Source organism: Terriglobia bacterium (assembly GCA_020072815.1).
Classification (GTDB): Bacteria; Acidobacteriota; Terriglobia; order Terriglobales; family Acidobacteriaceae; genus Angelobacter.
The window spans coordinates 295,337-309,969 of record JAIQGE010000012.1; the positions used below are offsets into that span (position 1 = coordinate 295,337).

The window sequence follows — 14,633 nt, forward strand, 5'->3', positions numbered from 1 at the left end:
TTCCTTTGTGATCCTTTGTGCCCTTCGTGGTTAAAAGGTTTCAAAAATGGCGAATCCCAAAATCATCGTAGTTGGCGGCGGGCTGGCGGGGCTGGCAGCGGTCATCAAAATTGCCGAGGCCGGCGGCAACGTGGACCTGTTTTCCATTGTCCCGGTCAAGCGCTCGCATTCCGTCTGCGCGCAAGGCGGCATCAACGCGGCCAAGAACCTGAAGGGTGAAGGCGACACCACTTGGCAGCACCTGGACGACACCATCTACGGCGGCGACTTTCTGGCCAACCAGCCTCCGGTCAAAGCCATGTGTGACGCCGCGCCGGGGATCATTGACCTGCTGGACCGCATGGGCGTCCCCTTCAACCGCACGCCGGAAGGGCTGCTCGACTTCCGCCGCTTTGGCGGCACGCTGTTCAACCGCACCGCGTTCGCCGGCGCCACCACCGGCCAGCAATTGCTCTACGCGCTGGATGAACAAGTCCGCCGCTATGAAGCCGAAGGCCGCGTCACAAAATACGAACACTGGGAATTCCTGAGCGCCGTGCTCGACGGCCAGCGTACCTGCCGCGGCATCTGCGCCATGGACCTGCGCACCATGGAAGTTCGCACATTCCCCGGCGAGGCGCTCATCGTGGCCACGGGCGGCATCGGCGCTATCTTCGGCAAGAGCACCAACTCCGTGGTCTGCACCGGATCAGCGCAGTCGGCGCTCTATCAGCAAGGCTGCTACTACGCCAACGGCGAGTTCATCCAGGTGCATCCCACGTCCATTCCGGGCGAAGACAAACTGCGTTTGATGTCGGAATCGGCGCGCGGCGAAGGTGGTCGCGTTTGGGTGCCGAAAAACAAAGGCGACAAGCGCGACTGGAAGAGCATCCCAGCCTCTGACCGCTTTTATTTCCTGGAAGAGTGGTATCCCAAGTACGGCAACCTGGTGCCGCGCGACGTGGCCACGCGCGCCATCCACAAGATTGTTTACGAAGAAGATCTGGGCATTGACGGCCAGCCCATGGTGTATCTCGACCTGACGCACATTGATCGCGCCACGCTGGACCGCAAGCTGGAAGGCATCCTGGAAATCTACGAAAAGTTCGTGGGCGACGATCCGCGTGACGTGCCCATGAAGATTTTCCCCGGCATGCACTACACCATGGGCGGGTTGTGGGTGGATTTCAAGCAGGCTACCAACATCCCCGGCATCTTTGCCGCCGGCGAGTGCGAATACAGCTACCACGGCGCCAATCGTCTGGGCGCAAATTCGCTGGTGTCGTGCATATGGGGCGGCTTCGTGGCCGGGCCGCAAGCGGTGCAGTACGCCAAGAACAATGCAAAATCCGCGGCCGCAGTGCCCAGCAGCGTTTATGACTCGGAGAAGAAGCGCCAGGAAGACGCCAACGGCAAGCTGATGTCGGCCAACGGCACGGAGAACCCCTTCCGCCTGTGGCGCGAACTGGGCGAGTTGATGACCAAGAACTGCACGGTCATACGCTACAACAAAAATCTCAAAGAGACTGACGCCAAGCTGGTGGAATTGCTGGACCGCTTCAGCCACGTCAACATGGGCGACAAGAGCATGTGGGCCAACACCTCCTTCGCCTTCACGCGGCAGCTGTACAACATGCTGCAGCTCTCGCGGGTGATCGCCCAGGGAGCGGGCATGAGGGACGAATCGCGCGGCGCGCACTACAAGCCGGACTTCCCCGACCGCGACGACAAGAACTGGCTGAAGACAACCAAAGCTTATTTCGCGCCGGACGCCGACGAGCCCAAGTTTGAATTTGAGCCGGTGGATGTTTCGCTGATTCCTCCGAGGCCGCGTCGCTATGATATGGCGAAATAGGCAAGCAAACCACAAAGGACACGAAGGAACACAAAGGTTGAGAGGACATCGAGAACGGTGAGTGACACTAGAGCTCGACGACCGTAGCCACCAGGAGCGTACGAGGCAACATCCTTCGTGATCCTTCGTGTCCTTTGTGGTTAAAAGGTTTTTATGGAACAACAACGCGCCGGCGCTTCGCCGATTTGGTACCGCAACACCGCGATCCTGTTCTTTGCCATTGCAGGCGCGCTGGTGTGGGCGGGGATCACCAAGCATGACTGGATCTACTGGGCTTTTGCCGGCATCACGTTGCTGAACGCCATCATGACCACGCTGAAGTTCATCGCCGTAAGGGAGACAGGACGATAATGGCCAAGACCGTCGTTATAAAGATCAAGCGGCAGGAAAATCCCGGCGCCAGTCCGCATTGGGAAGAGTTTGAACTGACGTGGAAGTCCGGCATGAACGTGATCTCCGCGATGATGGAGATTGCCGCCAACCCCGTCACCCGCTCCGGCAAGACGACCACGCCCATCGCCTACGATTCCAACTGTCTGGAAGAAGTCTGCGGCTCCTGCGCCATGCTGATCAACGGCCGCGCGCGCATGGCTTGCTCCGCCCTGGTGGACAAACTCAAGCAGCCCATTACCCTGGAGCCCTTCAGCAAGTTTCCCGTGGTGCGTGACCTGCAAGTGGACCGCAGCGTGATCTTTGAAAACCTCAAGCGCGTGAAGGCCTGGGTGCCGGTGGACGGAACCTACGATCTGGGCGCCGGCCCGCGCATGTCGCCCACAGAGCAGGAGCAAAACTACCCGGTTTCGCGCTGCATCTCCTGCTGCTGCTGCATGGAAGCCTGCCCGCAGTTCAACGAAAGCACGGGGTTCGTGGGCGCAGCCACCATCGCGCAAGTGCGCTTGTTCAACCAGCATCCCACGGGCAAAGCGCTCAAGCACGAACGGCTGCAGGCCCTGATGGGCGATGGCGGCATTCAGGAATGCGGATTCGCGCAGAACTGCGTGGAAGTCTGCCCCAAGGACATCCCACTGACCAAAGCCATCTCTGATACCGGGCGCGAAGTCATGAAGCAGGCGATCAAAGACTTCTTCCGCGGATAAGGGGGCGCCGCGCAGCAAATTCTCTGGCCAGTCAGCCTGCCTCCCTGACCCCTTCGGGGGAGCGGCTCGGGATATGCGCATTCAACCCCAGACGAGCCCTAACGCAACCATCCTGGGCGACCCGTGTTTATTAAAGGGGCTTCATGATCGCCCCCTCAAGGCGGCCAATAGCAAATAAAACAGGAAAATGACAAAGATTGTCATAGTTCACAAGTTATTGATTGCCAAAGGCAACGCTTAGTCCCCGGGCGGGTACTAAAGTTTGGGCAATCTCAGGCGATTAACTTACTGGAAACAGTATGGATGCTGGGGTAGAATCTGGCATCAAATCAACACCAGGCATTACAGGACCAACGTACCCGATGGGCGCCAGAAACACACTGATAGCTTCGTCTCTACTTTTGTTGGCTGCGACGGTCGCCACCGCGCTGCCAGCCACCAGCGTGCACACCACGACCCGTCGCCGTGCGCATGCGCGGCGCGTGGTTTGGAATCCCGTGTTAAAGGGCTCCCACGATTCCCAGTTGCGGCAGAACGAAGAGATTGACCGCCTGCAGCTGCCCCGCATCGCTGACGACCAGCAATTGATCGAGCTGGAGCGCACCCAGGAATTGATACCCATCGCGGAGAACCGCGCTCTGAAAGTGAGTCCGGCCATCAAGCCGGAAAAGCGCTATGCCCGGCCCTGGGTCAACTATTTCCTGCAGGACATGAGCGCCGCCTATTTCACTGAATTTCGCACGCCGTTGCAGGTGACCTCCGCGGTGCGGACCATGGAACAGCAGCACACGCTGCGCCGCCGCAACCGCAATGCCGCGCCGGAGACCGGCGAAAACGGCTCGTCCCACCTGGCGGGCATCACCGTGGACTTGGCCAAACGCGGCCTCACCCGCACGCAGCACGCGTGGATTGAGAATTACCTGAAGAACCTGCGGGACCAGAACCTGGTGGAAGTGGCGGAAGAGCGCCGCCAGGCTTGTTTCCACGTGATGGTGTCGGATCGTTACACAGAATGGCGCGAGGCGAACCAGTCGGCTGATAAAATTGCTCGTGAATGAAGCCGACATATATCGTCCTTAGCCTCTTTCTGCTTTCCATCGTAGCTCTGCCCCAATCCAAGCCGTCGCACAAGTCTGCCCCGCAGAAGAAAGCGTCTGGTCAGGGCAAAGCCAAGCCTGCGCTCAAAGTTGATCCGGCAATGGCCATCCACGAGTCCGCGTTGATCATTGACACTCACGCTGACACGCCGCAACGCTTTCTCGATGAACATTTTGATCTGGGCGAGAACACTCCCGTCTCTGACGGCCACATGGACCTGGGCAAGATCAAGAAAGGCAACCTGGGCGCGGAATTCTTCTCCATTTGGGTTGAGCCCGACTTCAAAGGCCACTACGCCAAGCGCGCCATGGACCTGATTGACAGCGTGTATCAGCAGGCGGCGCGGCATCCTGACCAGATGACCATGGCATTTACGGCGGACGACATTGTCCGCGCCCACCAGCAGCACAAGTTCGCCGCACTGCTGGGCATTGAGGGCGGCCACGCGATAGAAAACGACGTCCGCCTGCTGCGCGACTTCCACCGCCTGGGCGTGCGGTACATGACGCTGACCTGGTCCAATACCAACGAGTGGGCGGATTCCTCCGGCGACATCAAAGACCCCAACGTCAAGCACTACAACGGCATGACCGATTTCGGCAAAGACGTGGTGCGGGAGATGAACCGCCTGGGCATGATCATAGATATTTCGCACGTGTCCGACGCCACGTTCTACCAGGCGCTGCTGATCAGCCAGGCGCCGATCATCGCGTCGCATTCATCTTCACGCGCGCTCACCAACCATCCGCGCAACATGACCGATGACATGCTGCGCGCCGTGGCCCTCAACAACGGCGTGGTCATGGTGAATTTCTTTTCCGCGTTCATTGACGAAGACTTCCGCAAAGCCTTCTTCGATCCCGAGAAAATGAAGCAACGCGACGCTGAAGTTGCGGCGTTCACCAAAGAACACGCCCATGCTGACGGCAGTCCGGTGGGGTACAACGAGGTGGTGGAGCTGGAAAAGAAATGGGCGGCGCAGTTTCCGCGGCCGCCGCTGAAATCGCTGATTGACCACATTGACCACGTCGCCAAAGTGGCGGGCGTGGACCACGTGGGCCTGGGCTCAGATTTTGATGGCGTCACGTCACTGCCTCAGGGAATTGATTCCGTCGCCGACCTGCCCAAGATCACTGAGGCGCTTTACCAGCGCGGTTACTCGCGGGAAGATCTCCTAAAGATCCTGGGCGGCAACTTCATGCGCGTCATGCGTGACGTGGAAGCCACGGCCAAGCGACTCCAGGCGGAGCACAAGGAATCCGACCCGCTTACCTATGATCAAGTGCTGCTCATGCTGGGGAACCGCGTGACCAGCGCTCATCTCATCGATCTTGTTCACGAGCACGGCGTGAATTTTGACCTGACGCCGGAGCGTCGCGAGGCCATGAAGGCCCTGAAAGCCGACGACGCAGCGCTGGACGCGATTGCGAAAAGCAAGAAGAAGTAGTTAATCGGAATGAAAATCCGGATTGCCCGAGGAGAGAAATGGGCAATCCGGATTAGCTGCACGCTACTTGTTTCCAGCCTTGCGGATGTAGATATTGCCGTTGAAGTTTTTGAACTGGACTTCCGGCCCGCCGCCGTTGATGGTCCCCCGGACGGTCTTGTCCACTTTCACCCGGTACTTGCCGCCCTGGCTGGTGCGATTGTCCTCCACCGTCTGCTGCGGCGTGGTAGTGGTCAGCGCCACGTCAAAGTCGCTGTACACCTCGCCGTTGTCGGTGCGCATGCTGACGTTGGCTTTGAATCCGGCGGGGAAGGTAACGTCAATATTGCCGTTGAGCGAACTGAAAGCCATGGGCTTGGCGTCCGCTCGAATGAACGTCACCAGTACCCGCCCGTTCAGGGCGTGGGCCACCGCGCTGCCGGAAATGTCTTTCAGCGTGACCGCGCCGTTCACGTTATTTGCATCCAGTTCCCCATCCACCCCGGTGACTGAAATGTTGCCGCCGTTGACGGTATGCAGTGACGCCGAGGTGTGCACCGGGACGGTGATAATCAGGTCTGAGCTGCGATTGATGGAGTCCGTGCTGACCCGGACCTGGTTGTTCTCTGATTCAATGTTGAGGCCGCTGGAGGTCATGGGAATCCGCTTCATGCCTTCACTGCGGTCGCTATCGCGGCGGCGTTCTCTGCGGCCTTCGGAATCGTCACCGTCGCCATCGTCGCGCGACTTGGCTTCCACGATGACTTCTTTCACGTCCGCCCCTTTCACGGTAATGCTGCCGTTCAGCAGGTGGACGCGGAGCTGGATGGGCCGTGACGGATCGGCAATGGGCACCGTCACGCGGTTGTTGTTGTTCTGGGCCAGCAGCGGCTGCAAGCCCGCGGACGTTAGGATGACGATGAGAGCGATAAACAGTTTATGAAGTTGGGTCATTGATTTAGTCATAGGTTTTACTCGTGGCGCTCAAGAACGCGAATGTTGCCGTTCAGGTTTTCTGCTTTGATTTCCGGCCCGCCGGAGCCGATGCGGCCTCCCGTAAAGCGGTCGGAGCGAAAAACAAATTTGCCGTTGTGCTGCTCCGCGCTCGCGTTGTGCGCCGGCAGCGAAGTCATTTCAAAATCGCTGTACACGTTCCCGTTAAAGGTCTTGAAGCGGAAGTCCGCGGAGAGGCCTTTGACGAAATGCAGGTCCACGTTGCCGTTGATGGTGGCAAAGTCCGAGTTCTCTTTCGGGTTCTCGCGGAACGTGACCTTCACCCCGCCGTTCACGGTATGCGCGCGGCCAGAGCCCGCGATGTCCTGCATTTCAATGCGGCCATTCACGTTGTTCACGGAAAACTTCCCTGTCACATTGCGGACGTCCACGTGGCCGCCGTTGACGGTCTTCAGCTTGATGTCAATATTGCGCGGTACTTGCAGCTGGAAATCCATGGTCACGTTATACCCGCGGTCGCCGTGCCAGCCGCGGCAGCCGTCGGAACCCCCGTCGCAGTTACAACGGAAAGGCCCGTTCACGTAGAACTTAAGCAGGTCCGGCTGGTCGGTGATGTCCAGCGTAACTTCCTTCTTGGCGGCTTCCATGCGGTCCTTGGATTCCGCCCGGACGGTCTTCTTGACGACCAGTTGCACCTGGTCACCCTGTCCGCCGACGACTTCGACGGAGCCGTTGATGTTGTCCACGTCCAGCAGGCGATGGCTTCCACCGAGATTGAAGGTCTTGGTGATGGTCTCCTGCTCGCGCAGCGTGTAGTCGGAGTCGCGGCCGTGATCTGACTCTCCGTCCATGTCCTGGTCTACTTCCGCGTCAACGTCGGGATCTACGTCCACGTTGACGTCTTCCGCGTCAACATCGATGTCGCCGATCTCGACATCGGGCTCGACGTCAACATCAACATCAACGTCATTGTCGTCCTCAGCGTCGGTGTCCGCGACGGGAGCGGCGCCTTGGTTTGCGGCAAAGTGAAAACCCGCGGCCTGGTGTTTGCCTTTGCCGGCCGATGCGTAAGTGATGGCAAAGGCGCCGGTGACTAACAGTGCGAGGATGATTTTGGCTCTCAGCATAAGTGCTTTCCTTTTCGAGATTCAGGTGTCGCCCCCCCAGGGCTCGGATTCTTGTTATCCCCTACCCAGGCCTGCCGGCCTGGGCTAACTCATTTCGCGCCTCCGGCGCTTGTGTTCCTTTACGACACGACTAAAGTCGTGCCCTGACACTTGTCTCGCATGCCAACGCGTGCTTTCCTGTGCCAGCTAGCTCAGCTGCGTGACTCCCCAATCGGCCCGCTTGCGGACTGAAGGATCAAGCTTGGGGTTCTCTTGCAATTTCTTGAGCTGCTGGACCGCGCCGGGATCGTGCATGTCCACCAGGGCATCAATCAGCGCCACCTGCACCAGGGGCGACTGCTGGCCTTCCAGCGCGTCCATCAGGCCTTTGCGGACGTCCGGACGGCTGCCGTAACGGGTGAGCGCGTCCAGCGCGGCCAGGCGTACGTCCACGCTCTGGTCATACTGCAGTGTGTGCAGCAGGGCGGAGAGAACTTTGGGATCAGGGGCCGTGCGCGGCCCACTCCAATCTCGGCTGTAGCTGACGGCCTGCAGGCGCCCACTGGCCGACTGCTGCTGCAGCATGGTGAGAACCACCAGCTGCCGCATGTCCGTAAGCTCTTCATGAATCTGTGCAACTTGCGGGTCGGGTGAGGTCTTGCCGCGGTCCATATATCTGCCGCCCAGAAACGCCGCAATCACCAGCACTGCGGCCCAGGCTGCGCTCATGGAAGGCCGGCGCACCCAGTTGAACAGGTGGCCCAGGTCGTGGAACTTGTTACGTTCGGAAGTCAGGTTGGCTTTCTCCCAGCGGCCTTCCTGGTACGTCTCCAGCATGGATTCAAAGCGCGAACGCAGCATGGGGCTGGGCTGGACGTCCGGCATTGCGCCCAATTTGTGCCACAGCGCCGCTTCGTCGCCACACTGCGCACATTGGGCGACGTGGGCTTCCACCTGCTTCATACGGACGTCATCCAGGCTGCCCTGCAGGTAATCCGGCAACAATTCCGATGCTTTGTCACAGTTCATGGCTTCGTTGTTCATTGCAAACTCCCCGGACCGGTCCACGAACCGGCCCTTCTCTGGCCCGCCTTGCGGACCAGCTTGCCGCTCTCCAGACCGCGGAAGATTTCCCGCAGGTCCTGTAGCGCGCGATGGACGCGCACCTTCACCGTGTTCACCTCGCAGCCCATCATCTGCGCGATGTCCTCGTACTTCAGGTCCTGGAAGCGGCTCAGGACCAGCACTTCGCGCTTGTCTTCCGTCAGCTCCATCAGCGCCTGGTGGAGCAGCGCCGTCTCCTGCTTTTGCTGCGCTGGATCATCCGGCGTGATCGCCGGCGACATCTCCGGCTCCCAACTGGCCTCCGGACGCCTCTTGCGCAGGTAGTCCACGCGGGCGTTGCGGGCGATCTGGTACATCCACGCGCGGAACGGCGTCTCCGGCTTGTAACTGTGGCGATATTTCAGAATCCGGAAAAACACTTCCTGCACCAGGTCCTCACTCAGGGCACGCTCGCACGTGAGCTTGTAATAAAAGTTGAACAGCGCCAGGTGATAGCGCTCAAACAAGACGCCCAGCAACTCGCCCACCCCGCTGCGCACCTGGGCCATCAGCTCTTCGTCGGACATCGCATTGGGCGTTGGAACTTTCAGGGGCGTTTTGTCCTTTCACCGGATGATTACCGGGGTCCAGTAAAAAGGTTACATGGAACAGCTCCCCCGCCGGTATAGGGGATGGTAAGCTGGTAGCAACGCTGGCTTTACTTCTTTTCCCGATGCATTTTTAATAGGAACCCGATACCTCTTCTTCAGGAGCAACGAATGGTGCGTAAACTGATGTTGGCCGTAATGGCCCTGTGTCTGCCGGCCGCGGCGGCAACCCCCGGTCCCAATTCCAATTCCGCGTCGGATGACAAGGCGAAAGCGAGCAACAATCCGGTAGCCATCTTCCACACCACGGCGGGCGACCTCAAGTGCGAACTGTTTCCCTCTAAGGCCCCCAAGACGGTGGAGAACTTTGTTGGCCTGGCCAGCGGAACCAAGCAATGGACCAGCCCCGTGAACGGGCAGAAGCAGACCAAGCCCCTCTACGACGGCACCATCTTCCACCGGGTGATTCCCAACTTCATGATTCAGGGCGGCGACCCCCTGGGCCAAGGCTTCGGCGGGCCGGGCTACGCGTTTGAAGATGAGTTTGACGCCAGCCTCACGTTTGATCGTCCCGGCAGGCTGGCCATGGCGAATTCCGGACCCAATACTAACGGTTCGCAATTCTTTATCACGGAAGTTCCCACCACGCATCTGAACGGCAAGCACACCATCTTCGGCCAGTGCGATGCCAAGTCGGTTGAACTGGTGATAAAAATCGCGCGCATGCCTGCAGGCCCCATGAACCGTCCGGCAGACCCGGTGAAGATCAACCACATTGAGATCGTCAATCCCAACGCCGAACCGGCCAAGTCGGACTCGCCGGCCAAAGCGCAATGACCCATCGCGGAGCCATGAGAAAAATGACTGCATTGACTCGTCAAACCCGCACCTTGAGTCTTATCGCCGCAATGCTTGTGCTTGGCAGCTTCGCGCTGTCCGCTCAGACTGCTACCGAGAAGCTGCCAGCCAAGTCCACTTCATCGGCCAAAACCAAGAAACCAGTCCCGGCGGCAAATCCGGTCGCCATCCTGCACACTACGGCCGGCGATTTGAAGTGTGAGCTGTTCCCCACCCAAGCGCCCAAGGCGGTCGCCAACTTCATTGGTCTGGCCAAGGGCACCAAGGATTGGAAGGAACCGTTGACCGGAAAGATCGTCCACGGCAAGCCACTCTATGACGGCGTGATCTTCCATCGAACGATTCCTGAATTCATGATCCAGGGCGGCGACCCCTCCGGGACAGGCTCCGGCGACGTGGGCTTTACCTTTCAAGACGAGCTGCACGCCGATCTGCTGTTCGACAAACCCGGCCGCCTGGCGATGGCCAACCGCGGGCCCAACACCAACAGCTCGCAATTCTTCATCACGGAAAAAGAAGTGCCTTTTCTGAATCCCTGCCTGGATCCCAATGGCTGCATGGGCGGGCGCCGCCCACCCAACAGCGGCTACACGCTCTTTGGCCAGTGCGATGACGCGTCCGTGGATCTGGTGAAAAGGATCGCGCGCATGCCTTGCAGCGGAGGCGTAACGTGCTCCAACAACAACAGCCGTCCGTTGGAGCCGGTGAAGATCAAGCACGTGGAGATTGCCGGACACGGTCCGGCCGCTCCGTCGCCGGCCAAGAAGAAAAGCACAACGCCCAAGCCTGCGCCGTCACCCAAACCCTAGCATCTCAACCTTGAGCGAAAGAGGAAAAATATGGCCCGTCAGCCCGGAACCTACGCGATCTTTGACACCACCGAAGGCAAAATCGTTTGCCGGCTGTTTGAGAAAGAAGCGCCCATCACCACCAAGAACTTCATGGACCTGGCGGAAGGCAAGCGCAGTTGGAGTGACGCGGTGAGCAAGAAAAAGGGCGACGGCCCGCTCTACAGCGGCACCATTTTCCATCGCGTGATTCCCGACTTCATGATCCAGGGCGGCGACCCCAGCGGCACCGGCATGGGCGGGCCGGGCTACCGCTTTGAGGACGAAACCAAAGGCTCGCCCCACAGCTTTGACAAGCCGGGCAAGCTGGCCATGGCCAACGCGGGCCCCAACACCAACGGCTCACAGTTTTTTATCACCGTGGCCGCCACCGACTGGCTCACCGGCAAGCACACCATCTTTGGCGAGGTGGTGGAAGGCCAGGACGTCGCCAACAAGATATCCACGGTCAAGAAGGGCGCGCAGGACCGTCCGCTGAAGGACGTGGTGATCAACTCCATCACCATCGAGCGGACCACGTAGGCGGAGCACTCTCTGTGGAGCCAGTCAAGATTCTGATCTACGTCGCGGTGTTCGTCCTGCTGCTCGTCATAGCGCGGGCGCTGGCCAGGTCCTCAGAGATTCGCGGGGGAATGCCCACTGGGATGTCCTCGGTGGCGGAAAGTCATCTTGTGGATGCGCCCGTGCCCGAACCAGAGCTGCTGGACGATGGAAAGAAAAAGCCGGCAGCCATCGGGAAAGAAATTGGCTTCCCCATCCGACTTCCCGCGATTACTCGCGACAGCGATGGAAAATTCAACCGCCCAGAATTCTTGAACTACTATTTCAGCAAGACTGATCTGGTCACTGGACCGCCTGATCCCGACAGCTTCTTTGACGAACTTTACCTGCAGGCGCGGGACCCCGCGAGCGGACACACATGGACCTACGAGTACACCGTGGCCAGCCCTGCGGGACTGAGCGAAATTATGCGGACGGAGCGCTTCGAGTCACTTTACTTTGAGGCGCCGGTGCTGATCGTTGCCCGCTGGGACTTGAAGGTGATTCTGCAAACCGTGTCCGAGGAAATCATGAAGGGGTATGGGAAAGCTGGCGCGGAAGAAAGCACCGCAAGCATTCCTGCGATGGAATGAGTGCTTGGAGATCGCCGGAATCGCCGTCATCGCGCGACATCGCCGGGATCGGAAAGACATTCCTACTTCAAATCAACTGCAGATGCCAAGTCGCCAAAACTCAAGCAAAATCTAATTTCAAATTTCGGCGATCTTGGCAATCTTTGGCAATTCCGGCGATCTTTCTTACACTCCAATCACCTTCACCAGTTCCGTCACCGCGTCTGCGCTCTTCTGCAAGGCGGCTTGCTCTTCCGGAGTCAGTTTGATTTCGATGATCTGCTCCAGCCCGTTCGCGCCCAGCTTGCACGGCACGCCCACGAATAGGTCCTTGATCCCGTACTCGCCCTGGAGATAGACGGCGCACGGCAGGATTTTTTTCTTGTCCTTAAGAATCGCCTCGACCATTTCTGTCGCCGAGGCCGAAGGCGCGTAGTATGCGCTGCCGGTCTTCAAATACTTGACGATCTCCGCGCCGCCGTCGCGCGTGCGCTGCACGATGGCGTCCAGGCGGTCTTTGGGAATCAGCTCGGTGATGGGAATCCCCGCCACCGTGGAGTAGCGCGGCAGCGGGACCATGGTGTCACCGTGGCCGCCCAGCACAAAGGCGGTCACGTTCTCCACGCTCACGTTGAGTTCCTGGGCGATGAAGGTGCGGAAACGCGAAGAATCCAGCACGCCGGCCATGCCCAGCACACGGTTGCGATTGAACTTGCTCAGCTTGTAAGCCGCCTGGGACATGGCATCCAGCGGGTTGGAGACGACAATCAAAATTGAGTTGGGCGAGTTGGCAACGACCTTGGCCACCACGTCCTGCATGATTTTGAAGTTGGTGTTGAGCAGGTCGTCGCGGCTCATGCCCGGTTTGCGCGCGATGCCGGCGGTGATCACTACAATGTCCGAATTCGCGGTGTCAGCGTAGTCGTTGGTGCCCAGCACATAGGAATCGCGCTTCTCCACCGGCATGGCTTCCAGCAGGTCCAGGGCCTTGCCCTGGGGAACGCCTTCCAGCACGTCAATCAGGACAACGTTGGCCAGCTCCTTGGAAGCGATCCAGTGGGCCGCAGTGGCGCCTACGTTCCCTGCCCCGACGATAGTCACTTTCTTGCGCATGAAAATATCTCTCCTGAAAACCTGCTGGGTTAGATTTTTGCCAGTTGGCCCGCCATGTTGTTGATCATCTGCGTGGCGAATTCGCTGGTCTTCACCTTGGTTGATCCGGGCATCTGGCGCTCAAAGTCATAGGTCACCATCTTCTTCTGGATGGTGGCTTCCATGGCGTTTTCAATCAGCCGCGCGGCCTCATTCCAGCCCATGAAATCGAACATCATGACGCCGGACAGGATCACCGAACCGGGGTTGATCACGTCTTTGTCCGCGTACTTGGGCGCGGTGCCGTGCGTGGCTTCAAAGATGGCATGCTGGTCGCCGATGTTGGCGCCCGGCGCGATTCCCAGCCCGCCCACCTGCGCGGCGCTGGCGTCAGAGAGGTAATCGCCGTTGAGGTTGGGCGTGGCCAGAATGTCATACTCGGCGGGACGGATGATGATCTGCTGGAAGATGGAGTCGGCAATGCGATCATTGATCATGATCTTCTTCTTCCACGCGCCGTTGCCGTGCGACTTGCCGATGGAATCCAGGCACTTCTTCACTTCCGCGTAGACTTCCTGCTTGAAGCTCTCGGCGGCGAATTCCATTCCCGGCTCAACCAGGGCCGCATTCTGCTCGATGGAAATGTTCGGATTATTGTCCTTGTTGTCCAGGATCCAGCTTTCGCGCTCGGTAACGATCTGGTCGCGGAACTCATCGCATGCCAGTTCGTAACCCCACTCGCGGAAGGCGCCTTCCGTGAATTTCTGGATGTTGCCTTTATGCACCAGGGTGACCTTCTTCCGCTTTTCCTTGATAGCGTGTTGGATGGCCATGCGCACCAGGCGCTTGGTGCCGAAGATGGAAATCGGCTTGATGCCTACGCCGGAATCTTCGCGGATGTGCTTGTTGGTCCCGGCCAGCATGGTGTTGTTGAGGAAATCAATCAGCTTCTTTACTTCCGGCGTTCCCTGCTTCCACTCAATGCCGATGTACACGTCTTCCGTGTTTTCGCGGAAGATGACGATGTCCACCTGCTCCGGATGCTTCACCGGCGAAGGCACACCCTGGTAGTACTTCACCGGGCGGACGCAGCCATAGAGGTCGAGAATCTGGCGCAGCGCCACGTTCAGCGAACGGATGCCGCCGCCCACCGGAGTGGTCAGCGGGCCTTTGATGGAGATGTGGAGGTCGCGGATGGCGTCAATGGTTTCCTGCGGCAGCCAGTTGCCGAACTTGGTAAAGGCCTTCTCGCCGGCGAAAGTCTCAAACCAGTGGATCTTGCGCTTGCCTTCGTAGGCATGCTCCACGGCGGCGTCAAACACGCGGACCGAGGCGGCCCAAATGTCGCGGCCGGTGCCGTCGCCTTCAATGTACGGGATGATGGGGTTGTCAGGAATTTGCAGCTTGCCGCCGCTGAAAGTGATAGCCTTGCCGCCTGCTGGAAGCGGTACACCGTTATATGAAGACGCCATTGGTTCCTCCACGGATGGAAATCCGTTCACAATCCAAACTTATTAAGTTAACATCCGCTGCGGACACGGCGCAATCGCCTGGAA

15 protein-coding genes are annotated in these 14,633 nt (G+C 59.1%); 9 read left to right on the forward strand and 6 right to left on the reverse strand.

The genetic code is table 11. The features are described from left to right. The first annotated feature begins 46 nt into the window (after positions 1-46). The 5 genes from sdhA (at position 47) to LAO20_16585 (ending at position 5,476) form a co-directional block, all read left to right on the forward strand. Positions 47-1,834, forward strand: coding sequence for a succinate dehydrogenase flavoprotein subunit (gene sdhA, locus LAO20_16565; GenBank protein ID MBZ5533044.1), 1,788 nt, complete (start codon positions 47-49; stop codon positions 1,832-1,834). 153 nt (positions 1,835-1,987) lie between these two features. Continuing rightward, a complete protein-coding gene (locus tag LAO20_16570; GenBank protein MBZ5533045.1) occupies positions 1,988-2,185 on the forward strand; it encodes a hypothetical protein in 198 nt (65 codons plus the stop codon). Next, positions 2,185-2,931, forward strand: a complete 747-nt coding sequence (gene sdhB / locus LAO20_16575; GenBank protein MBZ5533046.1) for a succinate dehydrogenase iron-sulfur subunit — start codon at positions 2,185-2,187, stop codon at positions 2,929-2,931. Before LAO20_16570 ends, sdhB begins: the two co-directional genes overlap by 1 nt. A 362-nt stretch (positions 2,932-3,293) precedes the next feature. Then, positions 3,294-3,989: a DUF5715 family protein gene (locus LAO20_16580; protein ID MBZ5533047.1), complete on the forward strand. Its 696-nt coding sequence runs from the start codon at positions 3,294-3,296 to the stop codon at positions 3,987-3,989. Continuing rightward, on the forward strand, positions 3,986-5,476 hold the full coding sequence (locus tag LAO20_16585; protein MBZ5533048.1) for a dipeptidase: 1,491 nt from the start codon (positions 3,986-3,988) through the stop codon (positions 5,474-5,476). Before LAO20_16580 ends, LAO20_16585 begins: the two co-directional genes overlap by 4 nt. Positions 5,477-5,539: 63 nt before the next feature. Here the strand turns inward: LAO20_16585 and LAO20_16590 are convergent, their stop codons facing one another. The 4 genes from LAO20_16590 to LAO20_16605 all read right to left on the reverse strand — a co-directional run bounded on the left by LAO20_16590 (position 5,540) and on the right by LAO20_16605 (position 9,146). Next, positions 5,540-6,409 carry a hypothetical protein gene (locus LAO20_16590; protein ID MBZ5533049.1) on the reverse strand — a complete coding sequence of 290 codons (870 nt, stop codon included), beginning with the start codon at positions 6,407-6,409 and terminating at the stop codon, positions 5,540-5,542. Positions 6,410-6,426: 17 nt separating this feature from the next. Then, complete coding sequence (locus tag LAO20_16595) at positions 6,427-7,536, reverse strand: hypothetical protein (protein MBZ5533050.1); 1,110 nt, start codon at positions 7,534-7,536, stop codon at positions 6,427-6,429. A gap of 186 nt (positions 7,537-7,722) precedes the next feature. Beyond that, the gene (locus LAO20_16600; protein ID MBZ5533051.1) at positions 7,723-8,559 is read right to left on the reverse strand and encodes a HEAT repeat domain-containing protein; all 837 of its coding nucleotides are present in this window, start codon (positions 8,557-8,559) and stop codon (positions 7,723-7,725) included. Further along, entirely contained in the window at positions 8,556-9,146 is a 591-nt protein-coding gene (locus LAO20_16605) for an RNA polymerase sigma factor (GenBank protein MBZ5533052.1), read from the reverse strand. Before LAO20_16605 ends, LAO20_16600 begins: the two co-directional genes overlap by 4 nt. Positions 9,147-9,365: 219 nt before the next feature. Between LAO20_16605 and LAO20_16610 the strand changes: the two genes are divergently transcribed. The 4 genes from LAO20_16610 to LAO20_16625 all read left to right on the forward strand — a co-directional run bounded on the left by LAO20_16610 (position 9,366) and on the right by LAO20_16625 (position 12,006). Continuing rightward, a complete protein-coding gene (locus LAO20_16610; protein MBZ5533053.1) occupies positions 9,366-10,004 on the forward strand; it encodes a peptidylprolyl isomerase in 639 nt (212 codons plus the stop codon). A gap of 71 nt (positions 10,005-10,075) precedes the next feature. Next, positions 10,076-10,834, forward strand: a complete 759-nt coding sequence (locus LAO20_16615; protein ID MBZ5533054.1) for a peptidylprolyl isomerase — start codon at positions 10,076-10,078, stop codon at positions 10,832-10,834. A gap of 30 nt (positions 10,835-10,864) precedes the next feature. Continuing rightward, positions 10,865-11,395: a peptidylprolyl isomerase gene (locus tag LAO20_16620; GenBank protein ID MBZ5533055.1), complete on the forward strand. Its 531-nt coding sequence runs from the start codon at positions 10,865-10,867 to the stop codon at positions 11,393-11,395. A 14-nt stretch (positions 11,396-11,409) separates the two neighbouring features. Beyond that, on the forward strand, positions 11,410-12,006 hold the full coding sequence (locus LAO20_16625; protein ID MBZ5533056.1) for a hypothetical protein: 597 nt from the start codon (positions 11,410-11,412) through the stop codon (positions 12,004-12,006). 165 nt (positions 12,007-12,171) lie between these two features. Here the strand turns inward: LAO20_16625 and mdh are convergent, their stop codons facing one another. Together mdh and LAO20_16635 are read right to left on the reverse strand one after the other, a co-directional pair. Then, positions 12,172-13,098 (reverse strand): malate dehydrogenase, encoded by a 927-nt coding sequence (gene mdh / locus LAO20_16630; protein MBZ5533057.1) that lies wholly within the window; start codon positions 13,096-13,098, stop codon positions 12,172-12,174. Positions 13,099-13,127: 29 nt separating this feature from the next. Beyond that, the gene (locus LAO20_16635; GenBank protein MBZ5533058.1) at positions 13,128-14,549 is read right to left on the reverse strand and encodes an NADP-dependent isocitrate dehydrogenase; all 1,422 of its coding nucleotides are present in this window, start codon (positions 14,547-14,549) and stop codon (positions 13,128-13,130) included. Positions 14,550-14,633: the final 84 nt, after the last annotated feature.